The sequence below is a fragment of the Priestia koreensis genome (assembly GCF_022646885.1).
Lineage (GTDB): Bacteria > Bacillota > Bacilli > Bacillales > Bacillaceae_H > Bacillus_AG > Bacillus_AG koreensis_A.
Map to the genome: position 1 here is coordinate 3,882,980 of NZ_CP061868.1, position 12,078 is coordinate 3,895,057.

The following is a 12,078-nucleotide window of genomic DNA, read 5'->3' on the forward strand; positions in this document are numbered from 1 at the left end:
AGTTTCATTTGTTCAAGTAATCGTCTACTCTCTATTTTAACAGAATCGGGAAGAGAAAGAAAAAAGGAGCCTCCAATGGATATTGGAAGCTCTCTTTTACCTTTATTAGTTGCTAAAAATTAGTTTTTATTCACCATAGCCCATTAATATACGTGCGTACGGCGAATCAGATGGCAATACAATTACGCTTTTATCGTCAATCGTTTTTACATACGATTGAAGCGTACGGTATAGATCATAAAACTTTACGTCTTTTGCATAAGACTGGTTATAAATTTGGGCGGCTTTTTGTTCTCCGTTCCCTCGAATTCCTTCTGCCTGCGCCTGAGCTTTTGCGAGCATTTCTTTTACCTCTTTATCCGTCTCTGCAGTGATTCGGTTTTTACTCGCATCTCCCATCGATAAATACTCCTGTGCCTTCGTTTCGCGCTCAGAAATCATACGACGATACACAGACTGTTCATTTTCCTGTGGAAGGTCCGTACGTTTAATACGCACGTCTGTTACCGTGACTCCATAATCATCATCAGCTAATAGATTGTTAACTTGCTCTGTGATTTGATCGTTCAGACTTCCTCGGCTCGATTTCTCATCGTCAATGATTTCGTCGTATTCGAGCTTACCCAATTCAGAGCGAACGACGGAGAAAATAAATTCACCCATTTTTGTTTCCGCGTTAACAACAGATCGTGCATTAGAAATCAATTTTTTCGGATCATCCACGCGCCAGATGGCGTAATTGTCTACAAGCATCCGCTTCTTATCTTTCGTATTAATCTCTGCTTCTTTAATGTCATAGGTCATTTGATATTTTGGAATAGACGTGATGGACTGAACAAACGGAATTTTAACATGTAATCCTGGTTTAGAAACAATTTTCACTACTTCCCCAAACTGTCGTACAACCTTGTATTCATTTTCTTTTACAATAAAGATATTGCTCAATAAAAAGAGAAGAAAGGCAATGACAATGACAAAGATAATCCCCTTTTTTATGAGCTGTGGAGTAAGCTTATTCCCACGTCTGCTTTCCACATCGATTACGTTTGAATTACTCATTGCCATCACTTCCTTCCGCTTTGCCTTCATCGGTCTGATTCTGATCTACTTTTGGTGTTGCATCACTTTTTGCTGTTTTATCAATCGGCGCAATCGGTAGATACTTCATCGTATTTCCATCATCTTTCATAATGTAAATATCTGCTTTCGGAAATACTTTTTCGATTGTCTCCAGAATGAGACGTTTTTTCGTAATATCAGGTGATTTTTTATATTCCTCATAAATCGAGTTAAATACGGCTACATCCCCTTTTGCCGTTTCAATACGTGATACTTCATCCCCTTTTGCAGCAGAAATCAAGGCATCGCGTTCTCCTTCTGCTTCTTTCGTACGCTTGTTTCGATATTTATTCGCTTCGTTGATTTTTGTATTCATCGTTTCTCTTGCGTCTGTTACATTCGTAAAGGCTTTTCGTACTTCTTTATTTGGCAATTCTACATCTTGTAGCTTAACGTTCACGACTGAAATTCCGACGTTATATTTCTTCATTAACTCTGTTAAAAGGCCACGTACATCTGTCTCAATCTTTGCTTTTCCTGAAGTTAACGCATCGTCAATCTTTGAACTCCCTACAATACTTCGAAGTGAAGCACTTGTCGCATTGTATAAAATCTGCTTCGGATCTTCTGAATTATATAAGTATTTTTCAGGCTCGGTAATTTTCCATTGAACAACCAAGTCCGCTAATACAATGTTTTCGTCTCCTGTTACCATCTTTGTATCTTTTGGATATTCCTCTACCTGTCCGTCACCTTCTTTGTAGCCGAACTGCAAACTGAAGGTTTCCTTCGATAGCTTTTGTACTTGTTGAATTGGCCACGGCATTTTAAAGTGTAGTCCTGGATCTACGACTCCCTCATCAACAGAACCGAACGTCGCAATTACCGCTTGCTCTGATTCGTCCACTGTATACCATGAAGAGAATCCGATAATCCCTAAAATCACTAGGGCAACTCCGCCCCATATAAATTTAGTTATGGTTTTTATCTGTAACATAGGCCCCCACCTTTCGTTTTTGCTTCTAATTGTTTTACGGATCAAAGCCAAAAAGGTTTCATTTTTATTACATATAAGTATGTTAAAACCTTCAATAACATTATTTGTATGAACGTATTTACAAAAAAGAAGCTCGCTACAGTGATGGCGTGCCGAGTACCTTCATATAAAAAAAAGACGAAAACAGATGAACTGTTTTCGTCTATCCAAATTGGCTCCTTGGATGAAGGGGTTTCCACTTAAAAGTGTATCAATCTTTTATTAACGAAGCTTAAACAAATTGTAAAATTCATGTAAACAATTCCTCAAGTGGATTGAAATGACTTCGGTAACGTCACGGTAAAGGTTGTACCCTTTTCAATCTCACTCTCTACGTCAATTGTTCCGTGATGAGCCTCTACAAGGTGCTTTACAATCGCTAATCCTAGACCGGTTCCACCTGAGTTGCGACTTCTTGCCTTGTCTACACGGTAAAACCGCTCAAAAATACGTGGAATTTCCTCTTCTTCAATGCCTATTCCTGTGTCCTTTATCTGCACTTGAACATGATGGCGTTTTTCTTTAATCGCAATATCTACTCTTCCATCCGTCAACGTGTAGTTAATCGCATTACTAATTAAATTAATAAAAATTTGTTTTAATCGCGCACTGTCTCCATCAAGAATTCCTTCTGAAGACGTTTTATGTAAGTGCAGGGCAATGCCTTTTTCTTGTGCTCGCGGCGACAAAATCATCACCATCTCTTCTAGCATCTGCTTAATGTTCACTGGCGTTGTGTGAATAACATACCCATGCTGCTCCACTTTGGAAAGATCCAATAAATCTTGAATCAAGTTTTGCATGCGCTGACTTTCTTTTAAAATAATGCCTAGAAATTGTTCCGTCAGCTGAGGATCTTCCATTGCTCCCTCTAGTAACGTTTCGCTGAAACCTGTAATAGACGTAATGGGCGTTTTCAATTCGTGCGATACATTCGCGACAAAATCTTTGCGCATCTGCTCGAGTTTTTTTAATTCCGTAATGTCATGGAAGACGAGCACGATTCCCTTCCATTCATCGTTAAAGCCAATAATGGGTGCACCGTAAACGTCAAAGTGCTTTCGTTCGATTTTAATTGGAAGCAGTAGCTGCTTTCGAACTTTAATTTCCGTCATGAATATTTCTTCAACAAGAGAAACAAGCTCTCGATGCTGAAAACAATTGTAATAGAGCTGATGTAAATATTCTGATGGGTCAATTTGAAACTGTTCCTTAAAAGCTCGGTTAATAAGATTAATATAGCCCCGGCTATCAATTAAGATCATGCCACTTCCCATATTTTCAATGAGCGTGCGCAAGCGGTCTTGTTGCATTTCTTGGTTGCTGACCATATCTTGAAGGTTGCGTGCGAGCATATTGATCGCTTGGCTCAGCATGCCCGTCTCATCAATATTATCTTCATATGTACGAGCCTTGTAATTACCCTTAGCCAGTTCCATTGCCACATTCGTAGCAGACTCAATTGGCTTCGTATACTGCGACATGATTCGTACACCAAGAAGTAAAATGACGATCATCGCCACACCAAGACTACCGACAAGCAGTCCCCAAATTTGTTGATTTACCTCGTTAAGGGAATCAACGGACGTACTAAGCACCACAAAGCCGACAAGCTTATCTTTTATGATTAAAGGCGCACCATAATAATAGAGATTATATTCCTCGTTCATCTTATGAAACGGCTTCTTTTTCGTCAGCTGTTCTTTTAGCACTTTTTTTAATACTTTGCTATCCTCAAGAGTTGAAGAATCTTCTATTCGATTCGAATCAACTAGCACCGATCCATCTGTACTAACGATTGTCGTTCTTGCACTAAGCGTAGAACTAACGCTTTCCATCTTATCCTGTAAGTAAGGGTTGGTGATCCCTTCCTCCTGAACAAAGATTTCCACAAGGTGAGCTTCTTTTTCCATTCGCTCATGAAATGTTTGCAAATAAAAGCTTTTGAATAGTTGACCAAGTAACAGGCCAAGGCCAATTAAAACAATGATGATTAAAATTAATAGTGCAAACAACAGTCGCGAACGGAATTTATTCATCCGACTTAGGCTCTTCCAGCTTGTAACCCATTCCTCGGATTGTTTTTATATAAACTGGCTTTCTCGTATTATGTTCAATTTTTTCACGGAGATGGCTAATATGAACATCGACTATGCGCGTATCCCCAGCAAAGTCATAGTTCCATACTGCGCTCAACAGCTGATCGCGAGTAAGAACACGTCCCTTGTTTTTTGTTAAATACAGCAGCAGCTCAAATTCCTTTGGCGTCAGCTCTAGTTGTTCACCTTCAAAATAAGCTTCATAATGCTCTGGAAGGACCTTTAATCCGCCAATCACAATTTTGTCTCCTTCATTCATGTCTGAAGAATCATTTGCGCTGTACTGTGTGCGACGTAAAATGGCTTTCACACGTGCCACTACTTCTCGTGGGCTAAATGGCTTTGTCATATAGTCATCTGCCCCAAGCTCAAGCCCTAATACCTTATCAAATTCATCATCTTTTGCTGTTAGCATTAAGATTGGCACCATCACTTTTTGCTGACGAAGCTTTTTGCATACTTCAATACCGTCCATTTTGGGCAGCATTAAATCAAGAACGATTAAATCTGGATTTTCATCTAAAGCTTTCTGATATCCCTCTTCACCATCCATTGCCGTCACTACATCAAAACCTGATTGTTGTAAATTGTATTGCAGCAATGTTGAGATTGATTGTTCATCGTCTACTACTAATAGCTTCTTGCTCATATATTCCTCCAAAGACCTCTGTATTAGAACCCCTGTTAATCATCCAAAAATATATCTATTTTTTATTTTTTTATACTTTTATCTTTATCATACAATGATTTTTAGCAGTTCACAAAGAGAAATATATGAAGACGGCCGTTTTACCTAGAAATTTTCAAGCGTTTGCTCATCAATGTCGTGAATCGAATACGGTGGACAAACGATAAATTCCGCATCAATGACAAGATCTTTTTCTTCGTTTACTGCTTTTGCTAGTACAGTGATGGTGTGATTTGTGTGATCAATATCTTTTATTTCGAACAAGTATTCAATAAGCTCATAGTGATACACTTGCTTATGAAACGTAACGGTATGATGTAAGATATGAGATCCGGGTCCAGGGATATATTTTGATATAGCGGACATCATTGTTCCAGTAAGCATAATGGCTGGCACGACCGGCTTTTTTAAAGGTGTCTGAGAAGCATAATCATGCTGGATATAAAGAGGATTCGCGTCATTTGTCAAACCTAGATATAGTAATAATTCTCGATCTTCAATACGCTCTGTTAAGGATAGCTTTTCTCCCTTGGATAATTCGGCAATTGTTCTTCCAAGCTTTCGTTTTTTCCCTAGTATCATTTTTAAAAACCCCTTTCTTTTTGAAAACGTTTACAATATTATATCGAATTATCTTCTTAATAAAAAGGATGAAAAAAAGGAATTTAGGGCGTCCCCCAAATTCCTTTTTGATTATACGAGTACGTTCATCACGTTCTTGACAGAATCGGCCGATTTGTCTAACTCGCTCTTTTCTTCATTTGTTAGTTCAAGCTCTATCACTTTCTCAATGCCATTTTTACCTAAAATCGTCGGAACGCCTAGGTAAATTCCGTCATAACCGTATTCACCTTCTAAGTAAGCGATGGAAGGAAGAATTCGGCGTTGATCTTTTAAGATGGCAGCCGTCATTTCTACTAAAGAAGCAGCAGGTGCATAATATGCACTACCGTTGCCTAGAAGGTTCACGATTTCACCGCCACCTTTTCGAGTTCGCTCCACAATTTCTTGTAAGCGCTCCTTCGAAATAAGTGTTTCTAATGGAATTCCACCTGCATAGGAATAGCGAACGAGCGGTACCATGTCATCACCGTGCCCACCTAAAACAAACCCTGTTACATCCTTTACCGAAACGTTCAGCTCTTGCGCTACAAACGTACGGAAACGAGCGGAATCCAGTACACCAGACTGACCAATGACCCGACTTTTCGGCAAACCTGACTCTTTGAACACCGTGTATGTCATCGCATCCACTGGATTCGTTAACACAATGATCGTACAGTCAGGAGAATATTTCACAATTTCTCTCGTAACAGATTTCATAATTTTTTGGTTGGTTGTGACTAGGTCATCACGGCTCATGCCAGGCTTACGTGCAATACCTGCTGTAATAACAACGATGTCTGATCCACTAGTATCTGCGTAGTCAGAAGTACCGGTGATGTTAGAATCAAATCCTTCTACAGGGCTCGCTTCAAGCATATCCAGTGCCTTCCCCTGGGTAGGACTTTCCAGTTGGGGAATATCAACTAACACAACGTCAGCTAATTCCTTTTGCGCGATAAGAAATGCTGTTGTTGCACCGGTAAATCCTGCGCCAATTACTGAGACTTTTTTACGTGTCATGACCACGACCTCCTCTATTCGCTAGGCTACTTACTATTAAACTCTTACTGTATCTTCCATGTTAGTGATTAACGCATCACCAAATTCAGAACATTTTACTTCAGTTGCGCCGTCCATTAGACGAGCAAAATCGTATGTTACCACTTTAGAAGCAATTGTTTTTTCAATTGAATCCATTACTAATTTCGCTGCTTCATTCCAGCCTAAATGCTCAAGCATTAACACACCTGATAATAAAACAGAAGATGGATTTACTTTGTCTAATCCAGCATATTTCGGTGCAGTACCATGTGTAGCTTCGAAAATAGCATGTCCTGTTTCATAGTTAATGTTCGCTCCTGGTGCGATACCAATTCCACCAACTTGTGCTGCTAACGCATCAGAGATATAGTCACCGTTCAAGTTCATTGTTGCTACTACATCAAACTCACGTGGACGAGTTAAGATTTGTTGTAAGAAGATATCAGCAATAGAATCTTTGATGATGATTTTTCCTGCTGCTTCAGCATCTGCTTGCGCTTTGTTTGCTGCATCTTTACCTTCTGTTTCAACTAGGCGGTCATATTGAGCCCATGTGAATACTTTATCGCCGAATTCCTCTTCAGCAAGCTCATAACCCCAGTTTTTGAAGGCACCTTCAGTAAATTTCATAATGTTACCTTTATGTACAAGCGTAACAGATTTGCGGCCTTCTTTAATTGCATAGTTAATTGCTGCACGTACTAAGCGTTTTGTTCCTTCAGCAGAAACTGGTTTGATTCCAAGACCAGATGTCTCTGGGAAACGGATTTTGTTCACGCCTAGTTCTGTTTGTAAGAAGTTAAGAAGTTTTTTCACATCTTCAGAACCTTTTGCATATTCAATACCAGCGTAGATATCTTCTGTATTTTCACGGAAGATAACCATATCCGTATCTTCAGGGCGTTTTACCGGAGAAGGTACTCCTTCAAAGTAACGAACTGGACGTAAGCAAACGAATAAATCTAACTCTTGACGTAGTGCAACGTTTAGAGAACGAATTCCTCCGCCAACTGGAGTTGTTAAAGGTCCTTTAATCGCAATGAAGTACTCACGAATTAAATCTAACGTTTCAGCAGGTAACCACTCTCCTGTTTCATTAAACGCTTTTTCACCTGCTAATACTTCTTTCCAAACGATTTTCTTTTCGCCTTTGTATGCTTTTTCAACCGCTGCTTCAATTACGCGAGAAGCAGATGCCCAGATATCTGGTCCAATTCCGTCGCCTTCAATGAATGGAATAATTGGATTGTTTGGTACGTTTAATACGCCATTGTTAACCGTAATTTTTTGTCCTTGTGTCAAGATAATGACCTCCTTAGTAGCTTATCAATCTTTTTTATACAGTTTAATAGATGTAATTACTTGTCCACATTTTCCGGTAAAAAGAGCTTAATTTACAAAGGAAAGTACATCCCTTTGTTAAACGAAGCTCCTACAAGATGATAGGGAATTCTCCAATCTCTTTGCCCGTCCTTTTGTGGCCATGTGCTCTGTTTTAGTCACGTTGACTAATTGGAATATACGTTTGTTTATCGGAACCGATATAATCAGCGCGAGGGCGGATTAAGCGGTTGTTTGAATACTGCTCAAGAATATGAGCGATCCAACCTGATACACGACTCACTGCAAAAATTGGTGTAAATAAATCATGATCAATGCCTAAGCTATGATAGACAGAAGCAGAATAGAAATCCACGTTTGGTGGAAGATCTTTTTCTTTTGTAAATACTTCTTCAATCTTAATAGACATGTCATACCATTTTGTTTCACCTGTTAAGTTTGTAAGCTTCTCAGACATCTTACGTAAGTGCTTCGCACGAGGATCTCCTTGGCGATATACGCGATGACCGAATCCCATAATCTTTTCTTTGTTTGCGAGCTTTTCACGCACATATGCTTCTGCATTTTCAGGTGTTTCTACTTCAGTTAGCATTTTCATTACCGCTTCGTTTGCACCACCGTGTAACGGACCTTTTAATGCCCCGATCGCTGCAGTTACGCCTGAATAAATATCAGAAAGCGTTGCCACACAGACACGTGCGGTAAATGTAGATGCGTTTAATTCATGATCTGCATGCAATACTAACGCCTTGTTGAACGCTTCTACTGCTACTGTACTTGGCTCTTCACCTGTTAGCATATACAAGAAATTCGCTGCTAAGCCGAAATCCTTACGTGGTTCTACAGGTTCTAATCCTTTGCGGATACGTGAAAAAGCTGTAACAACAGCAGGTAGCTGCGCCTGTAGGCGAATTGCTTTCCGGTTATTTGCTTCTTCGTCCATCACATCTGCTTCTTCGTCGTACATTCCTAACAATGAAACAGCTGTTCGTAGCGCTGCCATTGGATGTACTTTGTCAATTGGGTACGTTTTGAAATGATCTAGCACACCTTGTGGTAAACTAGCATTCTCTGACAATAGCTTTGTAAACTCATCTAACTCGGTCTGGTTTGGAAGCTTGCCATACCAAAGCAAGTAGATTACTTCTTCAAAAGAAGCATACTCCGCTAAATCATCAATGTTGTAACCACGATACGTAAGCGTATCATCAATAATGGAACTGACAGAAGATGTAGTTGCTACAACCCCTTCTAGACCTCTTGTAACTGTCATAAACTTCTCTCCTCCTTGAAAAAAAATCCCCTTAAACCATCTCTCTTAAAACTTTTGAAACATACAGAACATCATTATTGAGCGCATGCTCATTAAACAAGTAAAGTTATGGTTAAGCACATCCATTATCCTGACTCTTTGACCGGTTATTGCCAATTCATAGAAAAGAAAATGCTTACATTTATATTTTCTACGAATGGCACATAAAACTCCAGAATAAATGTGCCATTGAATTATACTAAAAGCGCGACAAAAACCGTCAAGTGTATGTAACTGGATGATGCTTTAACCCTATTATAAACAATTATCAGACTTTTGTGAATGAAAACGCTCAATAATTTTTAAAATTATTATTATTATAAAAAAACTTTTAGTGAAATACTTCGACTACTTTCATGACTAAATATGCAATTCCTGCACCGATTAACGGACCTACTGCTACCCCTTTGAATAGGGAGACTGCTAAAATAGTCCCAATTACTAGTGCTGTCGTGATATGAGGATCTGTTGCTAGAAGCTTTAAACCGTACTTTGCAATAATAGCGACCGCAATTCCTGCTGCCAAAGCGATCCATGCGTAGGAAGATTTCAGCGCCTCCCCCAATTGCTTAAAGCCAATGTCTCCCGTCGCAATTGGAACAAGCACCGCAATGGTAATCACCGTTACGCCTAAATTAATTCCTTTCGATTGCAAATAAGGGAAAACCTTCGTATCTAAATGAACTAACTTAATAACTAATAAGAATCCTACTGCGAGTAAGAGAGATTGATTTTTGGCAACCAATCCGATGACAAATAAAATGACTAAAAATAACACAGACTGTGAAAACATGATGTCTCCTCCTTTTTAATGATATGTTTCACAATAAAAATGATTGCTAAAAAGCTTTTTCAATGCTTTTCCCATTTTGAGCTCATAACCGCTTAGCCCTTTTCCAAGTTATCTATTATACAATAACCGTTACAAACCAACCAAACCCTACTGAACTAAAGTGAAAAGCAGCTTACTGCTTATATAAGGAAAGAGCGCGCTCTAAATGACAGAGAATGACCGCTTTCCCCCTATATATTGATAACTCGTCACCATTCGGCGCATAGACCACGTAGGATAACAGGAATTGTCGAACGTAAGAACTGTTAAAAGTTGAATAAGCCCTGTAAAATATAAGGAAAGGTTTTGTAAACTATCATGTTACGATTCAACGATGGTTCCCTACCATCTTTCTGCCCCTAGATACGTGCATATATTTCCCCTAATAGGAGGCCTGTTACGTGTATAAGCACTATGCAGACAGAGCGCTGCGCTCGTTACTTGTGTTAGCTATTATTATATTCGGTTTTTTTGTATTTTATTATGTATCTACCCTTGCATACCCGTTCATTATCGCCCTCATCATTGCCCTTATGATCAATCCTCTTGTGAATACACTTCAACACAAATTACACCTGCCGCGTTCATTCGCTGTCATTGGGGCGCTACTATTAATTTTTGGGACCTTCATTGGACTTATTACGCTACTCGTAGCCGAAATTCTATCTGGTACCGAATACTTAGCGATCGCTTTGCCCCCAACTATTGATAAGCTCATCACGTTTGTCGAAAACTTTCTAACTAGCCAGATCATTCCACTATATAATCAATTAAACTCACTGTTCAACAACTTGAATTCTGGTCAACAAGAAACCATTATTATAAACATTAAAAACATCGGCTCACAGATCGGTTCTACTCTCGTTGGGTTCATTACGTCCTTTCTTCAATCAATACCAAACTTGATTGCATGGCTTCCAAATGCAGCAACCGTTATCATTTTTTCGTTACTTGCAACTTTCTTCATAAGCAACGATTGGCATCGCCTCCGCTATCTGAGCGGAAAATTAATCCCAACAAAAGCACAAGCGAGCGGAAGAACGGTGTTTTACGACCTGAGACGAGCTTTGTTCGGCTTTTTGAAAGCACAGCTAACACTTATATCCATCACCACAATCATCGTGCTAATTGGCCTATTAATTCTCAAAGTTGAATATGCCATCACGATTTCATTGATTATTGGACTTGTTGATTTGCTTCCTTATTTAGGAACAGGATTTGTTTTTGTTCCTTGGATTATCTACATGTTTGCTACTCATCAAACATCCTTCGGCATTGGCCTTTTAGTCTTATACGCCGTTGTCATTGTGCAGCGACAATTAATGGAACCGAAAATCTTATCTTCAAGCATTGGCCTTGATCCTCTGGCAACGCTGGTGTCTCTTTTTGTAGGGTTCAAATTGTTTGGATTTCTCGGTTTAATCATTGGTCCTGTTATTTTAGTTGTGATTAAAACGCTATATACTGCGAACGTTTTTCACGATATATGGAGCTTTATCAAAGGAAAGCCAAAATCTATACAATAAAAACCATCGCTCGTTAAAAAATTCTCTTTTTAACAAGCGATGGTTTTTTGTTATCTTCGAATGATCGTAAAACGGTTGTTCATAAACATATGCTGTAGCCATCTCACAAGAAACGGCTTTATTAATTTACGTGTAACAGGGAGTAATAAAAACAAGCCCATAATGTCAGTTAAAAACCCCGGTGCTAATAAAAGTGTTCCTCCGATAAGGACGCATACGCCGTCCATAATAGACTCTCCTGGAACCTGTCCATAAGCTAGCTGCTGCTTGGCTTTTTGTAATATGGCAAGACCTTGTTTCTTCGCTAAATATGCACCTGTTCCTGCTGTAAATAACATAATAAGAAGCGTTGGAAATAATCCAATCGTTTTCCCAGCATAAATGAGAAGAGTTATTTCTGTCGCCGGGATGATAATGAGAAATGGAAGTAGATATTTCATATGAATGCCTCCCATAGGATATAAGTCGGTAAACAAGCTCTTGCATAGTTTACTGCTATTATACCGTTATTTTTTGATTTCATGACTCCTTTTACACG

11 protein-coding genes are annotated in these 12,078 nt (G+C 39.1%); 1 reads left to right on the top strand and 10 read right to left on the bottom strand.

Annotated features, from left to right (window positions below):
* Nucleotides 1-126 precede the first annotated feature (126 nt).
* The 9 genes from hflC to IE339_RS20440 all read right to left on the bottom strand — a co-directional run bounded on the left by hflC (nt 127) and on the right by IE339_RS20440 (nt 9,975).
* Nucleotides 127-1,059: a protease modulator HflC gene (hflC, locus tag IE339_RS20400; protein WP_242170679.1), complete on the bottom strand. Its 933-nt coding sequence runs from the start codon at nt 1,057-1,059 to the stop codon at nt 127-129.
* A complete protein-coding gene (gene hflK, locus IE339_RS20405) occupies nt 1,052-2,056 on the bottom strand; it encodes an FtsH protease activity modulator HflK (protein WP_242170681.1) in 1,005 nt (334 codons plus the stop codon). The genes hflC and hflK overlap by 8 nt, the downstream gene beginning before the upstream one ends.
* Before the next feature lie 305 nt (nt 2,057-2,361).
* On the bottom strand, nt 2,362-4,134 hold the full coding sequence (gene pnpS, locus IE339_RS20410; RefSeq protein ID WP_242170683.1) for a two-component system histidine kinase PnpS: 1,773 nt from the start codon (nt 4,132-4,134) through the stop codon (nt 2,362-2,364).
* Nucleotides 4,127-4,843 (bottom strand): response regulator transcription factor, encoded by a 717-nt coding sequence (locus tag IE339_RS20415; RefSeq protein ID WP_053400862.1) that lies wholly within the window; start codon nt 4,841-4,843, stop codon nt 4,127-4,129. The genes pnpS and IE339_RS20415 overlap by 8 nt, the downstream gene beginning before the upstream one ends.
* A 144-nt stretch (nt 4,844-4,987) precedes the next feature.
* On the bottom strand, nt 4,988-5,464 hold the full coding sequence (locus IE339_RS20420) for a hotdog family protein (protein ID WP_242170685.1): 477 nt from the start codon (nt 5,462-5,464) through the stop codon (nt 4,988-4,990).
* A 111-nt stretch (nt 5,465-5,575) separates the two neighbouring features.
* Nucleotides 5,576-6,514, bottom strand: coding sequence for a malate dehydrogenase (gene mdh, locus IE339_RS20425; protein ID WP_242170690.1), 939 nt, complete (start codon nt 6,512-6,514; stop codon nt 5,576-5,578).
* Nucleotides 6,515-6,544: 30 nt separating this feature from the next.
* Nucleotides 6,545-7,834 (bottom strand): NADP-dependent isocitrate dehydrogenase, encoded by a 1,290-nt coding sequence (gene icd / locus IE339_RS20430; RefSeq protein ID WP_277933986.1) that lies wholly within the window; start codon nt 7,832-7,834, stop codon nt 6,545-6,547.
* Nucleotides 7,835-8,024: 190 nt separating this feature from the next.
* Nucleotides 8,025-9,143 (bottom strand): citrate synthase, encoded by a 1,119-nt coding sequence (gene citZ / locus IE339_RS20435; RefSeq protein WP_053400858.1) that lies wholly within the window; start codon nt 9,141-9,143, stop codon nt 8,025-8,027.
* 370 nt (nt 9,144-9,513) lie between these two features.
* Entirely contained in the window at nt 9,514-9,975 is a 462-nt protein-coding gene (locus tag IE339_RS20440; protein ID WP_242170694.1) for a DUF441 domain-containing protein, read from the bottom strand.
* A 440-nt stretch (nt 9,976-10,415) separates the two neighbouring features.
* Between IE339_RS20440 and ytvI the strand changes: the two genes are divergently transcribed.
* Nucleotides 10,416-11,540, top strand: coding sequence for a sporulation integral membrane protein YtvI (ytvI, locus tag IE339_RS20445; RefSeq protein WP_242170696.1), 1,125 nt, complete (start codon nt 10,416-10,418; stop codon nt 11,538-11,540).
* A gap of 50 nt (nt 11,541-11,590) precedes the next feature.
* On the opposite strand, the gene IE339_RS20450 is transcribed toward ytvI, so the two are convergent.
* Complete coding sequence (locus tag IE339_RS20450; protein WP_242170698.1) at nt 11,591-11,980, bottom strand: FxsA family protein; 390 nt, start codon at nt 11,978-11,980, stop codon at nt 11,591-11,593.
* Nucleotides 11,981-12,078 lie beyond the last annotated feature (98 nt).